The 15,962-nt window shown below is 34.2% G+C and carries 13 protein-coding genes and 1 pseudogene; 5 read left to right on the forward strand and 9 right to left on the reverse strand.

The annotated features are described in order from the left end of the window. Positions 1-305: 305 nt before the first annotated feature. From H3Z82_RS07930 to H3Z82_RS07965, 8 genes and pseudogenes are all read right to left on the reverse strand, one after another. On the reverse strand, positions 306-986 hold the full coding sequence (locus tag H3Z82_RS07930; protein ID WP_182204557.1) for an acylneuraminate cytidylyltransferase family protein: 681 nt from the start codon (positions 984-986) through the stop codon (positions 306-308). Next, complete coding sequence (locus H3Z82_RS07935; RefSeq protein ID WP_182204560.1) at positions 983-2,431, reverse strand: hypothetical protein; 1,449 nt, start codon at positions 2,429-2,431, stop codon at positions 983-985. Before H3Z82_RS07935 ends, H3Z82_RS07930 begins: the two co-directional genes overlap by 4 nt. Further along, positions 2,428-3,732, reverse strand: a complete 1,305-nt coding sequence (locus tag H3Z82_RS07940) for an HlyD family secretion protein (protein WP_220459146.1) — start codon at positions 3,730-3,732, stop codon at positions 2,428-2,430. Before H3Z82_RS07940 ends, H3Z82_RS07935 begins: the two co-directional genes overlap by 4 nt. Then, positions 3,725-5,935, reverse strand: a pseudogene (locus H3Z82_RS07945) (peptidase domain-containing ABC transporter). Before H3Z82_RS07945 ends, H3Z82_RS07940 begins: the two are co-directional and overlap by 8 nt. Positions 5,936-5,945: 10 nt before the next feature. Next, complete coding sequence (locus H3Z82_RS07950; RefSeq protein WP_182204565.1) at positions 5,946-7,490, reverse strand: TlpA family protein disulfide reductase; 1,545 nt, start codon at positions 7,488-7,490, stop codon at positions 5,946-5,948. A gap of 59 nt (positions 7,491-7,549) precedes the next feature. Then, positions 7,550-7,804 carry a hypothetical protein gene (locus tag H3Z82_RS07955; RefSeq protein WP_182204567.1) on the reverse strand — a complete coding sequence of 85 codons (255 nt, stop codon included), beginning with the start codon at positions 7,802-7,804 and terminating at the stop codon, positions 7,550-7,552. A 116-nt stretch (positions 7,805-7,920) separates the two neighbouring features. Next, entirely contained in the window at positions 7,921-8,889 is a 969-nt protein-coding gene (locus H3Z82_RS07960; RefSeq protein WP_262890689.1) for a thioredoxin domain-containing protein, read from the reverse strand. After that, positions 8,876-9,514: a cysteine peptidase family C39 domain-containing protein gene (locus H3Z82_RS07965; protein WP_182204571.1), complete on the reverse strand. Its 639-nt coding sequence runs from the start codon at positions 9,512-9,514 to the stop codon at positions 8,876-8,878. The genes H3Z82_RS07960 and H3Z82_RS07965 overlap by 14 nt, the downstream gene beginning before the upstream one ends. A gap of 936 nt (positions 9,515-10,450) precedes the next feature. Here H3Z82_RS07965 and H3Z82_RS07970 point away from each other — a divergent pair. The 5 genes from H3Z82_RS07970 to H3Z82_RS07990 are packed head-to-tail and all read left to right on the forward strand — an operon-like array spanning position 10,451 to position 15,336. Then, the gene (locus tag H3Z82_RS07970) at positions 10,451-11,350 is read left to right on the forward strand and encodes a MerR family transcriptional regulator (RefSeq protein ID WP_182204573.1); all 900 of its coding nucleotides are present in this window, start codon (positions 10,451-10,453) and stop codon (positions 11,348-11,350) included. Between the two features lie 48 nt (positions 11,351-11,398). Beyond that, positions 11,399-12,886, forward strand: a complete 1,488-nt coding sequence (locus H3Z82_RS07975) for a phytoene desaturase family protein (protein ID WP_182204575.1) — start codon at positions 11,399-11,401, stop codon at positions 12,884-12,886. Then, positions 12,870-13,709: a phytoene/squalene synthase family protein gene (locus tag H3Z82_RS07980; protein ID WP_182204577.1), complete on the forward strand. Its 840-nt coding sequence runs from the start codon at positions 12,870-12,872 to the stop codon at positions 13,707-13,709. The genes H3Z82_RS07975 and H3Z82_RS07980 overlap by 17 nt, the downstream gene beginning before the upstream one ends. Before the next feature lie 8 nt (positions 13,710-13,717). After that, complete coding sequence (locus H3Z82_RS07985; RefSeq protein WP_182204586.1) at positions 13,718-14,167, forward strand: sterol desaturase family protein; 450 nt, start codon at positions 13,718-13,720, stop codon at positions 14,165-14,167. A 14-nt stretch (positions 14,168-14,181) separates the two neighbouring features. After that, positions 14,182-15,336 carry a lycopene cyclase family protein gene (locus H3Z82_RS07990; RefSeq protein ID WP_182204588.1) on the forward strand — a complete coding sequence of 385 codons (1,155 nt, stop codon included), beginning with the start codon at positions 14,182-14,184 and terminating at the stop codon, positions 15,334-15,336. Here H3Z82_RS07990 and H3Z82_RS07995 read toward each other — a convergent pair. Beyond that, on the reverse strand, positions 15,322-15,888 hold the full coding sequence (locus H3Z82_RS07995) for a TlpA family protein disulfide reductase (RefSeq protein WP_182204590.1): 567 nt from the start codon (positions 15,886-15,888) through the stop codon (positions 15,322-15,324). The genes H3Z82_RS07990 and H3Z82_RS07995 overlap by 15 nt on opposite strands. Positions 15,889-15,962: the final 74 nt, after the last annotated feature.

The raw sequence follows: 15,962 nt of genomic DNA on the forward strand, positions 1-15,962 counted from the left end.
TTAATTTAAACATCAATCTAAACTTATTTTGAATTTATCATAAAGATTTACCACTCTGATTAATTTTTAAACTTATCCATTTCCACCCAGTTGTGGATGAATTGGAATTATATGGCCACAAAAACACTCTAAAGAAATCATAGAAAGATTAACTATACATAGTATGCAAAAGCGGTAAAAGAAATGACGTGAAAAATTGTGGAAACGCGCAAAAAGTATAAAGATTCGGAAATTTTGGATCGACACTATGACTAACTATGTAATTAGAGATTATAATCTAATGCTGTGTTTTAAATGATAAAACTTCATTGGCTTATAAATGTTTTAAAAGTCAATTCTGCAATATCAAGTTCAAATTTCGTGTCAATATCCATATTTCGATAATACTCTGGTCTTATATAGGGTATGTTTTTTTGCCCAAAAAAGGAATTATTTTTTAAAAAAGAGGATACATTTATTAAATAAAGAAGACCTTTTTCTTCATAGTAATGATCAATATCTTGAAACCTTTGACCGAAACGATAGTTATACGGCTCAAAAACACCATCAATAATTTGCCCCATTTTGGTTTTGCACTGCACAACAGTAAATACACAATCAGCAGATTTGGAATGATATAATTGAATCATTTCCTTTAAAAACGAATGCTGACGAACGGGATCTGTGGGTTGCAATACAAGCACAGCATCTGGAAGTTTTTCTTGATTATTTATTAACCGTTTTAAAAAATGAGCTACAAAAGATGCACTATCCGAAGTAGGCTGGCAATATATGTCTGGACGTAGTATATATGGAATTTGGCTCGCCTCACAATGTGCAATTATGATCTCATCATTTGTGGTAACAAAATAATCAGTAATCAAATCTGATTCTTTGGCAAAATCAACAGAGTGCATAAATAGAGGTTTTCCTAAAAAAGGGGTGTAATTCTTTCCTGGAAAGCGCTCTGAATTTTTTCTTGCGGGAATGAGTGCGGTTATTATCATAGTCTATTAGATATTTTTAGTATTTCATTTGCCGTTGTTTCAATTGCTTTATTACCCGTGGATAAAAAATATTCCGATTTGCAATTGGACATATTTTTTCTTAAATCCTCAATCTTAGTTTCTGATTCTAACAATTCCTTTATCCTAATTTTTGCTTCTTCAAATGTTTTTATTTCAACACCAAGATCCAATTCTTGTAAATTTGGATAATAATTGGGCATTGAGGTTAAATTAAAAATAAAAGGAATGGAATTATAGAGGATACTTTCCATAAGCGTAGAAGAGAAAATAGCAACACTTACAATGCTTTTGGCTAGAACCGCATCAAGAGAAATAATATAGGAAGGCACAAACTTTATATTTGAAAAGTGCTTTAATTCATCTATTTTATTATTCCTGTATTGATTGGCTGGGTGTTCTCTAATCAAGATGTCCAAATCCGGAAATGAATTTGCACAAAAAGCAGCAAAATCAATCATCTTTTCAATTATTGGCGTAGTCGAAATAAAATAGGGAGCTTGAAAAAAGAAGGAAATCGAATTTTTTTTAATATTATTTTTATAAGAAACTTCAAACGGGTAACCAGTTGAAATGAAGTTTGGCTTTGGATTAACCAATTTAAAAAGGGCTGTAAAATTGTCTCCCCAACTTAAAAAATAATCAAAAGGCATTTTTCTAAAACCAGTATGTATAACACAAGGCCACCCATGTTGTAAACATATTGATTTTATATTATTTTTTGTGCCTATTAAAGCAAGCATCTCATAAGCGATTATACTACTTCCCTCCATTATTATGATTGATTTTGGTTTTAGAATACCAATTAGCAATTCTAAAGTATTGTATAAATAATAAAGTATTGGAAATTTTAATTTTAAAAATTCATTAATGTCTTGTTCAATTTTTAAAGCAGAAAATTCTATAATATTAATTGACTTAGGATAAGTATGTGACTCTTGAAATTCATAGCTTGTTAATACAACTATATCTTCTCCTAATTTTAAAAGAATTGGTAAAACTTGGTCAAGGAATCTTTTGTTATACGCGTAAAAAACGATGTTGCCTTTAAAGGGACTCAATTCATTCTCAAAACTTTTGAAAATATTCTTATATTCTAGCTTGCCACTATTATCGGATGGTACCGCGAGAAACTCTGATTCATCAAATAAAAAGTCTTGAAATGTCTTATAATAGAATCTTTCTTTTAATTCGTCAACTATTCTACCTTGTCTCCAATAACCATTGAATAAATCTCTTAGATTCTTATCATGTAAAGGTTTATTGAATATCCGTTTGCCCAGCATTTCCCTAATGGGCATTCCATTCAATATTAAATAATTTGGATTTAACTTTTCGATTGAAAATAAATATTCCTCTATTATTTCTTCAATATATTGTAAATACTGATATCCAAAATCCTGTTCTATTTCTTGAGATCTTTTCATTGGTTATATTTAAACACATCCTTAAACTTATAAAATAGGCGTTCCGCTACACTTAAATCTTCTGTAATTATGTCCGCATTACCTAATAACTCTTGAGTAAAATTAAATTTTTTGTTATAGGAGGTTTTAGTGCCATTCGGTAAAGAAACATATACTGTATAATTGCCCTCATTATTGGGCGAAATTGAAAAATTGGTTACTTTTCCTATCAACATGCCATATTGCTGATAAGGGTAATTATCAAGTTTGATGAACACCTTTTGACCAATACCTACTTTCCCGGCATTTTGTGCTGGAATAACGAGTTTACCCACCAAGTCAGCTGTATCTGTTGGTAAAATAGAAAAAACGATACTTCCTGATTGCACAAATTGATTGACGCCCCAATAATCCTGGAAACTAATAACACCATCAATTGATGAAGTTAGAACGTAGTTATATTCCCAGTTTCTTATCGCTTCTTTGAGCAGATCATAAGATTGTGATAGGTTTTTTAAAAATTTAGTAGTATCCTCTTGTTCATTTATATGGGTACTCTTTAATGTTTGATTGGCGGACGATATAGCTTCCGTCATTTGCGAAATAGTGATGGCCATAGTGCTTATGCTTTTTTGCATTTGTATAAAGTCCAATTGCTTTAATTCATAATCCCTTTGTGAGATGACCCCTTTATCAAAAAGCATTTTATCCCTTGCCAAATCTTTCTCTTTCAATTTAAATTCCTGTTCGAGCAGTTCTTTTTGGGTTACTTGGTTTCTCAATCTGTTTTTTAGTTCTTTTAGCGATACTTTATTGCCTCCCAATTGATTGGTATAGGGGTCTAAATCCTTTAATAGAATATAGTCGATGTAACTTTTTTCAAAACCAATATATACCGTGTTAATATCCCCAAGTATCAAATAGGCCGTTTTATCAAAAGGGAACTTAAAAGTTTCAATGTTGAAAGGAAGCGTGTCAATAATACTTTTTAAGATATATACATCCTTAAAGTTTGCCATGTTTTTAATTATTGCCAATTTTTGATCAATAGTTACGGTATCCCTATTTTTTATAAATACTTTTTCTAATTGTCCCGAATATCGTGAAACAACTTGTTCTGTAGGCTGTCTGGTTGTTACCAAAATTTTTGCAGTTACAAAATCGGGGTATCTGATTATAAATGACAGACAAAGAATAATGCATACAAACATAAATATCAGTGTGATGCCCCAACGCACTATCCAAACTGGCGGATTTGACAGAATCTCCTGAACTTCCTCAGATCTTAAATCTAGGTTATCGTGCTTTTCTTTTTTAGCCATGGCCATCACTACTTAACTTTTCCAATTCCAATTGATTCTTTACCAAACTGTAATACGCCCCTTGTTTATCCAATAACTCTTGGTGCTTGCCGGACTCCTTCACCTTGCCATCATCAATGACAACGATGTTATGGGCATTTTTTACGGTACTTAAACGATGGGCAATGATAACGACCGTTTTATCTTTAAAAAAAGTATTTAGGTTTTCCATGATAATGCGTTCGTTTTTCGCATCCAATGCAGAGGTGGCTTCGTCAAAAAATAAAAAGTCCGGGTCTTTGTAAACTGCACGCGCTATGAATAGACGCTGTTTTTGCCCAGTGCTGACGCCTACACCTTCATTCCCGATTTGGGTATTAAAGCCTAATGGGAGTGATTGTATAAAATCGTAAATATTGGCCACCTTAACAGCTGTTATTAACCGTTCTTGGTCTATAAAATCTTCACCAACGGCAATATTATAGGCAATGGTATCATTAAATATATAGCCTTCTTGCATGACCACGCCACAGTTGGCGCGCTACGCTTTATGGGACAAGGCACTTAAATAATGCTGACCGTAGGTAATGTTTCCTTTTGAAGGTTCATAAAATTTCAATAATAATTTCATTAAAGTAGTTTTCCCACTACCGCTTGCACCCACGATAGCGGTTATTTTATTTGCCGGTATGGTCATACACAGTCCTTTTATAACAGGCTCGTCATTTCCTAAATACCTAAAGACAATATCATTGATGGTAAGGTCTTTATTGGGTTTTATTTTTGAAATCAATTGTTTTTCCTTGTTTTCCTCGTCTTCTTTATCGTGGACTTCCCCCAAACGTTCCAAACTTATCTTGGCATCCTGTGTGGCTTGTATAAATCCTACAAGCTGGGATATGGGTGCATTCAACTGTCCAATAATATATTGAATGGAAAGCATCATGCCCAAGGTAATAGAACCTTCAATAACTAAAATTGCGGACGTGAACGTGATCAAAATATTTTTGGATTCATTTATAAAAGACGACCCAATGCCTTGGGTCTGTTCCAAACTTAAGCTTTGCATGGACACTTTAAACAAACGTGCCTGTACATATTCCCATTTCCAACGCTTTTGTTTTTCCGCATTATTCATCTTTATTTCCTGCATCCCATTAATCAGCTCAATAACGGTGCTTTGCTCTTGGCTCATTTGTGAAAAGCGTTTATAATCCAACTCCTTTCTTCTTTTTAAGAAAAACAGGATCCAAATAACGTAAACGATGCTCCCAATGGCGAATATGAAAAAAATAGAAGGGCTATAATAAATAAGTACTGCACCAAATACAAAAAGGTTAAACATTGAAAATAAGGTACTTAAAGTCGAACCGGTCAACAATCTTTCAATACGGCTATGGTCATTGATACGCTGCATAATGTCACCCGTCATTCGCGTGTCAAAATAGGCAATGGGCAGGTTCATTAGCTTTATAAAAAAATCGGAGACTAAGGAAATATTGATACGGGTGCTTAAGTGCAACAAGATCCAGCTTCTAAAAATATCGACACTGGAGCGCCCAATAAACAGCATCACTTGGGCGATCAACACCATATAGATAAAATCAATGTCTTGATTTTGTATGCCAACATCTACAATGCTTTGGGTTAAAAAAGGAAAAATAAGCTGGAGCATACTGCCCACCAATAGACCGATCACCAGTTGCAGGAGAAGACTTTTGTATTTAAAGAGATACTGAAACAGGAACCGAAATGACTTTTTATCGGTTTCTTCCCAATCAAGTTGCTTAAATTTTGGGGTCACCTCTAATAACAAGGCAATACCTTCTTTAGTATGGGCTTTGGCATTATTGCCCATCCATCTGGGGATAAACTCGTCTTTTGTGTAGGTTATCAGTCCATAAGAGGGGTCTGAAATATATACCACATCTTTCTTAATTTTATAGACCACCACAAAATGGTTTTTATTCCAATGGGCTATCAATGGCAAAGGGGCTTCTTTTAGTTTATTGAAATTCAGCTTTGCCCCTAAGGATTTAAACACTATGGCCTCCGCGGCATCACTGAGCATCATTAAATTACTACCGGCTCTGGTGGTTTCAGAGAGTTGCCTGATATCCTGCAAAGAGATAAGTTTCCCGTAGTGCTTTGCAATGATGCGCAAACACGTGGGGCCACAGTCTTTGGAGTCGGGTTGTTTGTAGAAGGGGAAGGGGGTTTTCAAGAGTCCTTCTTTATTCAATACTATTAATAATTCTTTTAAAAACAATGCTATCCGAAGGATGTGGTGAATTATTCAAAACAATCTCGTTTTGTTTATTTAATATTATATATCTTGGAATCCAAGAGACGTTTAGGTGTCTACCTAGTGGTGAATTTGTTCCATTGATAACTAAATATTGATTACGTACATTAAGATAGCTTTCAAGTTCTTTTGATTTTTTTAACCATTTGTCTTTATCATTATCTATGGATAAATAAATCCATTCTACGTTATTTTCAACTGATAGTTTATCCCTAAAGTTTTGTGCCTTTTGTATTTCGCTTATACAAGGAGGGCACCAGCTTGCCCAAAAATCTATAACTCTTATCCTTTTATTAGAACGGTTAAAAATTTCGCCTAAGGTTAAAGTATCCCCATGTTTACTGAGTAGTTTGGTATTTAATGCTGATTCAGGAAGCTTTAATTCGAAGGAATTTAAATCTTCTGTAATATCTTCCATTTCCTTTGTATACTGAGAATCCGGATATAGTTTTCCATACTCACTAATTTCATCTTTAAAAAATGAAACACTTTTTTTACTGTGCCCAAAGCCTGTTCCATGATAAACAGTAATGAGAGAAGCGATTGCGTACTCCTGGATTTTTTCATCAAAATTATGTTCTATAACAGCTTTTTCTGCCAAAAATTTTTCTTTGGAATAACTTGGATAATCTGAAGTCTCAAAGTAATATCTTATGGCTACTGACAAAGCAGATTTAAAAGAAAACCTATTTAAATGGCTCTCCTCCTTAAAATCATCTATTTTAATGTCTCCTAAATAGTCTTTAAGATTAAACAACTGCTCTTTACTGTTATACTCTTTTTGAATAATTGTCGAAAATTCGTCTTGGCCACCCAAGTAAACGGAGTCTACTGTATTTTTCGTTCTAGGGATAATTAATTCATATATGTGCGAATATTTCAAATCAGACTCTACAAAATCAATAAATAACTTTGATGTGATATTATGCCTACTTACGTATTTATTAAAAAAGTCTGTTTTTTTTCTGTAAATAGAGTCAACTCTAGATTTATATTCCAAAATATTACCTTTATAGGGGTTGTTTTTATAATTTGGAGTAGAATCTTCCAAACTTGAATAAAATTTATGTTCATCTGCTTTTTCTCCTATAATGATAAAGCGCTTATTTTTGATTTCAAAAATTATCGTATCATTCGGTTTCGCAATAAATGCAGCACGATACTTGAAATCTTTGGACCATGAAGTCAAGCTTAAGAGTTGCGGTTCTGAGATAGAATCGATCTCCATAACTATAGAGTCACCAATGATTTTTCGGTCAGTTATGCAGTTTTTTAGTTTAAGTGAAGCTGAAGAGAAATTTATTATATTCAAATACTCAAAAGCTCTTAAATCATCTGTCGTACCAATAATTAAAAACTTTCCTACTTTTACATTATGTATGTCTTTAGCGTTTTGATGATTGCTATTGTTTCTATTATTATTACAGTTAGATACTATAATAATTATTACGATATAAAATATTATCTTTTTCATTGAAATATTAAATGTTGTAAACACAGGTTAAAGGTTGTTACCTTTAACCTGTGTTTATGCTAATATTGAACTAAAGGCCCTGTACATATCCAACTGGTATAAGTGTGACCTTGAGGAACATTATTAGCACAAAAATTTCCGCATTCATCACAGTCATCGACATTTCCAAACCATTCGGCTCCAGTATGTCTATTTTTACAGCGGCATTGAACACCAGTACCACCATTATAGCCTCCAAAAACAGTTTTCAGTTGACTACGTTGAAGCATATCATTAGCTTTCAATTTCAAATTTTCTAAACTTAATTTTTTCATAATTAAAAGATTTAAATAATTATATTTGCCCTGAACATTTAAAGACACTCAAGGTTTGTGTCGGCCCTTCGCGAAAGGATATTGTTCATTGCCCAAAGTATATGCTTTGGCCTTTTTTATTGTAAAACCTCTTTCAAATCTTCAATACTGTATTCCTTTGGTAACTCATAGCCATTTATAAAAATAGTTGGGGTAAGGGTTATGTTCTCTGCATCGCACCATTGGCGCATGGCTTCAATTTTAGTGGTTTGTTTTTCCAATTCACCATTCATTGGGTATTTGGTAGCAAAGGTTTCATAATCCTTTTTTTCGGCAAGGTACCAATCGTCTAAAGCTTGTCGTATTCTGCTTCTGTCACCAAGCTCATCAATAGCTAAAAAATGGCTTACAGGTTTAGCTTTGACATCTTCACCATTTGCATGTACAGTAAATAAAACCTGTAAATTTATTTTACCAGCATTAACCAAATTTTCGAGTATCGGGTGCGCCTTGGCACATGGGCCACAATAAGGGTTGCAGACTTTTATAACGTGGTATTTTGCGGTATCATTAAATAACGTAATACCCAAACCAGTAGTTACAGTTTTAATTTTTCTTGATTTAACTAATAATCCCTCTAATACGTTGGGATTATTCTTAATTTTCTTAAGCGCCCGTTTATGCACATTGCTCTCTTTTTCTTTGTCTAACATCGGTTTTATTAATTTCCAACCCAAAATTGGAATTAAAAATAGTGCCAGTAATAAAAAGAGGTTTTCTGGAGCAATTGCCATGAAGTTAAATCCTGAAAAATAGACAATTCCTATTTCGCCAATAAGTACCGCTTGAATAATGATACAAAATTTGCACCATTGTTTTAATACTGCTTGATAATATATGGATGTCAAGATAATGGGAAGTGTAATGTAGCTTAACAATCCCAAAACAGAGAATGCAGCAAAAGAAAAACCAGAGATTACCAAATACGATAGTGTGCCGAAAAAATAGGAAAAGCCTAATAGGCTTAGGCTTATGGTGCCATTGAATAAGGTTGCTTGTTTAGAGTCCAATACGACATTGCAGTTAATTTTCTTATACCCCCCCATTACAAAAATTTTGAAGCACTGGATTGTACCTATCCACTTCAAACCATAACAGCGCTATCCCAACGGATAATCCAATTAATTTTAAAATGGTATAAACTATACTAAAAGCTATATAGGAACTATTGGATCCTGCTACTTCCGAATTTATAAAACCCAGCAAGATCCATCCCATAACCAAGACAACAAGACTTGCCTTTAAAATCTTTAATGTTCGCTTAACGGCCAACTTTTTTTCAATATGAGGTTCTTTGGAGTCAGGCGTAGCTTCAACTGCTAAACAGATTCCAGACCAAGCGGGCATGAAATTCTGTTTAGATTGAACAATTAATTTATTCTTATCATCAAAATACCTGACTTCGTTTTTTGAAACACTGTTTAAAACAACAAAATAAGGGTTTCTATTTAAATTAACTTGTACAATACATGGCAAAGGAATTTCCTGAAGTTTTTCAAAATCAATTTTAACAGCCAAATGATGGATGGCATACTTATCTAAAGTATCGGTAATCGCTAATAAACTTGGATGATCGGGGTGGGATAATATGCAGTCATTAATAAACGCGGAAGTGTTTTTCACATGGATTAAATCAAGCAGTTGTTTTGTAACACTTACACAGTTGTCCATAATTAAAAGATTTATCAATAAATGCAAAAACCTATTGTTAAATATATACAAATAAAATTAAATATCTAATTATATATCAACAGATTAAGATAAATATTAATTTTTATTTAATTTTATCTCGTTTGGTAGATAAATCTTTTCAGATTAAGTGTGGTAATCCAATGGTAATGATTATTAATCTTCAACTTTAGAGAGGTTCTCTTTTAATCTTTAAAATTAATGAATACTCAATGCAAACGCTATTTTATAATTTCCTCAAAAATTGATTAGAGCACTCTATCTTATTAATGCAAAATATCATACTAAACATTTTTTAAATTTGGTCAAAGATTGAGGAAGGGTGATTTGCTCACGAGAATCTCATCTGTTCGTTGTAAAATACAATCAACACTTTTCAATCAAGAAAAGATTGATGAGATTAAATTTTGGTATTAATTATCTTAAAAAAATGTTATTTAAACAGTTATATTTGTATCAAGCTTACAAGTTTAAAATAGACGGTTTCAATTATTCTAACTAATGCCATTCCAGTAAAAACTTTTCGTCGAATTAATAAAAATGTCTTTGATAAATTATTATTTAATTCCATAATTTTTAATACAATTTGTATCTTTACAAAACCAAAGACAAATAAAATTTGTTTTTAAACCGTTCTTTTTAACTTTAGTGTACAATCAGGTGAACAGCTACAGTTAATAGTGTTTTAAAAGTTTAGCATACAAGGTGTTACGATTATTAAATTAGTCCTGCCACCCCGACCATTAAAAGCCTACAAAATCATAGATTTTGTAGGCTTTTTTTATTTGTAGCGTTGCCAACGCAGTTGAGCATAAGCATGTAAATAAAAAAGATATCCTCAATTTCTTTATTAATTCCAATCCCTTTCCCATCCTATCATAAATTAGCTTAATTTTGTTTTATACTTTTTAGAAAAGAATGAACAACATTAAAACGATTTTCAGCATTAAGGATTTAGAAAACCTTACGGGAATAAAAGCCCATACCATCCGAATTTGGGAAAAACGCTACGACCTCCTTGAACCTGAACGCACAGAGACCAATATCAGGTTTTACAATTTAGGACATCTTCAAAAATTACTCAACATTAGTTTTCTGAACAATAACGGATTGAAGATCTCAAAAATAGCATCTTTAAACCCTTCCGAAATACATGAGCAGGTCAGAACATTAGCAAGTAAGGGCCAAGTAGAAAATCACGCCATCAACACACTAAAATTGGCAATGTTGGATTTTGACCAGGATCTATTTTATGAAACCTACAACGGACTCATTAAAAACAAAACCTTTCGTGAGTTGTTCTATGAGGTTTTTATCCCTTTCCTTTCTGAGATTGGTATGTTATGGCAAACCGACACCATCACTCCAGCGCATGAGCATTTTATATCGGCGCTTATCAAACAGAAGGTTTTGGTAAATACTGAACTATTACAATCAAAAAATAAAATAGAGCACAATAATGCTTACGTTCTTTTTCTTCCCGATAATGAAATCCACGAAATTGGTCTCATGTTTGTAAATTATGAACTCGTAGCCAAAGGAGAGCGTGCCATCTTTCTGGGTTCCAGTGTGCCAATCGAAAGCCTAACTGATGTGTTGGCCTATTATAAAAAGGTGAGGTTTATTTCCTATTTTACCGTCAACCCTCCAAAAGCCGAGCTCTCCACCTATCTTGCCGATTTTAATGCAAAGCTTCTGAAAAATAAAAATCACGAATTGTGGATTCTTGGCCAGATGACACAGCACATTGACACTAAGGAGTTGCCAAAACAAATCAAAACATTTACAACAATAAACAGTCTAATTGCAACAATTTAATACAATAGAATTGTTTTTTGTTTAACTTTTATTTACTTTTGTTAAACAATGAGATTAAATATAGCCATTATCGGGTCCGGATTTTCTGCATTATCTGCAGCGTGCTATCTTGCAAAAGATGGTCATAAGGTCAGCATTTTTGAAAAAAATAAAACAATTGGTGGCAGAGCAAGACAGCTCAAAAAAGAAGGTTTTACGTTCGATATTGGTCCCACCTGGTATTGGATGCCTGATGTATTTGAACGTTTTTTTGGCGATTTTGGAAAAAAACCTTCTGATTATTATCAATTGGAAAAACTCAACCCTGCCTACAGCGTATATTTTGAAAAGGATGATTATATCACTATTGAAGATACCTTAGAAAAGATTTGCGATACTTTTGAGAAAGAAGAACCAGGAAGCTCCCGTAAATTAAAAAAATTCATCGCCAATGCCCAGCATAATTATGAAGTGGCCATTAAGGATTTAGTATATCGTCCAGGAGTGACACCATTTGAGCTGATGACTCCTGTGACCATTAAAAAGTTAGACCAGTTTTTTAGCACAATAAAAAAAGACGTCCGTAAGGAGTTTAAAAACGAGCGACTTGCAAAGATATTGGAGTTTCCAGTGTTATTTTTAGGTGCAAAACCCGATAACACACCTTCTTTCTATAGTTTTATGAATTATGCCGATTTTGGAATTGGCACTTTTCATCCCAAAAAAGGGATGTATGAGGTCATCTTGGCCATGGAACGATTAGCCAAAAGTTTGGGAGTACAAATTCACACCGAAAGTTCGGTCGACAAAATATTGGTAACCAACAACGAGGCAAGCAGCATAGTGGTCAATGGAGAAACAGTTAATTGTGATATTGTATTAAGTGGCGCGGACTACCATCATGCGGAAACCTTATTGGACAAAAAATACCGCCAATATTCCGAAGCCTATTGGGAAAAGAAGATTTTTGCGCCTTCTTCCCTCCTATTTTATGTCGCATTTGATAAAAAGATAAAACACGTCAACCATCATACCTTATTTTTTGATGTTGATTTTGATGTGCACGCCAAAGAGATTTATGACACTCCAAAATGGCCTGAAAATCCGCTGTTCTACGCAAGTTTTCCATCGTTAACAGATGCAAATGTAGCACCGGAGGGCCAAGAGGCGGGCATATTTTTAATTCCCCTGGCGCCTGGATTAGAAGACACTGCCGAGTTGCGATCAACATATTTCGACAAAATTATGACTCGTTTTGAAAACGTAACCTCGCAAAAGGTGAAAAATAATATTATATTTAAGGAATCGTTTTGTGTAAACGATTTTATAGACGATTATAATTCTTATAAAGGTAACGCCTACGGCATGGCAAATACACTCATGCAAACAGCCTTTTTAAGACCCAAACTAAAAAGTAAAAAAGTTAGTAACCTTTATTTTACCGGGCAACTGACAGTACCAGGTCCTGGAGTACCGCCATCACTGATTTCAGGTAAATTGGTGGCCGAACTCATCAAAAAACATCATACCTCTAAAGCCCATGAAAGCGCTATTTGACATCGTCTCACATCAATGCAGTAAAGCTGTTACCAATTCGTATAGCACCTCTTTTTCTTTGGCCACCAAAATGTTGGCACAGAGTATCAGACAGGATATTTATAATATCTACGGGTTTGTACGCTCGGCCGATGAGATTGTCGACTCCTTCCATGATTATGATAAAGAAGCACTTTTTGACCGATTTGAAGAGGATCTTGAACTCGCCCTTCAAAATAAAATTAGTTTAAATCCAATTTTAAACGCCTTTCAGGAAACCTATCATAAATACAATATTGACAAGCATTTGGTAGTCGCTTTTATGAAAAGCATGCGCTTGGATTTACACAAAAGTGATTATTTAACAGAAGCCGATTACAAAATGTATATTTATGGCTCAGCCGATGTGGTGGGGTTGATGTGCTTAATGGTCTTTGTAAAAGGTGATAGAACAAAGTACAACCGTTTAGAGAAAAGTGCGATGAGTTTAGGCTCCGCCTTTCAAAAAGTGAATTTCTTAAGAGATTTAAAAGCGGATTACGAGGATTTGAGTCGCACCTACTTCCCCAACACTAATTTAGATCATCTGGACGAAGGTTCTAAACAGCGAATTATTGAGGATATTGAAAATGATTTTGCATTGGGGTTTGAAGGCATTAAGGAACTGCCAATAGAAGCGAAATTTGGTGTATTTATGGCCTATCGTTACTATTACCAACTCCTTAAAAAATTAAAAAGCACCCCAGCTTTAGAGATCAAATCTACGCGTATCCGTGTCCCCAATTATAAGAAGTTTGAACTTTTGACCCGAGGCTATGTCAAATATCACCTCAATTTAATGTAAATTTGATTATGCAAACATTCTATTGGATCCTTATTTTTATTGGCACTTTTGCCATGATGGAATTTAATGCGTGGTTTACCCATAAGTATATCATGCACGGCTTTTTATGGAGTCTTCACAAAGATCATCACAAAAAAGACCATAAAAGTTGGTTTGAACGCAATGATCTCTTCTTTATCTTCTATGCCGTTGTAAGCATGATTTTATTTTATCTTTGGAATTACGAAGATCTTTGGTACTGTCTGCCACTTGCCCTTGGAATTTTAGCATATGGCATCGCTTATTTTACGGTTCATGATATTTTCATCCACCAACGTTTTAAAATCTTTAGAAACGCCAACAATCGGTATGCAAAAGGAGTGAGACGTGCTCATAAAATGCATCACAAACATTTGGGAAAAGAAGATGGCGAATGTTTTGGGATGCTTGTCGTTCCTTTTAAATACTTCAAGAAATAACGCTACATCCTATCATGCAGAATGATAACCATTTTGATTATCTCATTATTGGAAATGGTCTTGCCGGGTTGCAATTGGCCTTAGAACTTTCAAAAGATCCATTCTTTGCAACTTACAAAATAGGTCTTATTGATCCGTCTGAGAAATCTGAAAACGATAAAACCTGGAGCTTTTGGGAACAGGGTCAGGGAAAATTCGACGCGATTGTGGAAAAGGTTTGGCACACTGCGAAATTCGAATCTGATAGAGTATCGTTGACTCTGCCTCTCAAAGCATACGCTTATAAAACCATCAGATCCATTGATTTCTACAACTGGGCAAAAGAGGAGCTCTCAGTAAAAGACAATTTCCAATTCATTTTAGATACTGTTCAAAGAATTGAAGAAACGGATAGCATGAAGGTCATTGGAGACAAACAAAGTTATACGGCCAAACACATATTTGACAGCAGGGTTCCTAAAGAATTTTACTTGAAACAATCCGACTACACCTTAATCCACCAGCATTTCAAAGGATGGGTTATTGAAACCGAATCGGCTTGTTTTCAACCGGAAGCCTTTACGATGATGGATTACCGGTTTCAATATAAAGATACCACCAGTTTTATTTATGTCTTGCCTTTTTCAGAAACCAAGGCCTTAGTGGAATATACCTTTTTTACACCATTTCTGGTGGATCCTGAGGTTTATGAGAAGGCACTAAAAAACTATCTCAAAACCACATACCATCTAAGTAATTTTAAAATTCTGGAAACTGAAGTTGGTAATATTCCAATGACTGACTTCCCGTTTTGGAAGTATCACAAAAAACACATTACAAAAATAGGTACCGGTGGCGGTTGGGTTAAAGGCTCAACGGGCTATTCTTTTAAACATACCGAAAAGCATGTTTCGAAAATTATAAAAAACATCAAAGCAGGAAAAAATCCTTCACATCAATTATTCAAAAAGAAATTTAAGTTTTACGACAAAATTTTCCTAAAAGTCCTCCACGATGAAAATGAAAAAGGTGTGTGGATTTTTGAAAGCTTCTATTCCAAAAATTCCATACGGACCATGTTTCGGTTTTTAGATGAGGAGACCAATTTTTCTGAAGACCTAGCCATTATGAAATCGCTGTTTTCAATGGCGTTCATAAAAGCTTTTTTTAAAGTGTTATTCAGACCTTAACAAATCGTCCAATAATTTTCTAACAGATTTACTGTTCCAATCTGCCGCACCCGTCTTGTCAATAACAATATGTCCGTCTCGATCTAACACAAAAGTCCGCGGAATGGATGAAGTTTCCAATTGCGTTGGGTTTGCAGTTATTGCAGCGTGCACTAAAAACTCATAGTCATTCTTTTTTTTGAAATTGGAAATGACCTCTTGTGTTTCATTTGAAACAAATAGAAAATCGACATCATTCTTATAGTCTTGATACAACTTTTCCATACTTGGCATTTCAGCAATACATGGCGGACACCAAGTGGCCCAGAAATTGATAAATACTACCTTTCCTTTGGCATCATTAAAGTTATAGGCCACGCCATTCTCATCCACCAGTTTCCAGTTATAGTCAGTCAGAACAATACGGTCTTCTTCGTCAATAACCGACGGGCTGAACATGGCCAAACCTTTTTGTAGGAACACTTGAATAGGCTTTCGCGTTTGCGGTATGACCATCAACAAGATAATGACAAGAAAAATAATATTGCTACGTTGACTTTTAGATAGCTTCATGACGATAAAAAGAAAGGTGAGTCAATTTTAAAACCCATTGGTGGAAATAAAAACTCCCAATTTGCATCGGGAGT

The sequence above is a fragment of the Gelidibacter maritimus genome (assembly GCF_014062315.1).
GTDB classification, from domain to species: Bacteria; Bacteroidota; Bacteroidia; order Flavobacteriales; family Flavobacteriaceae; genus Gelidibacter; species Gelidibacter maritimus.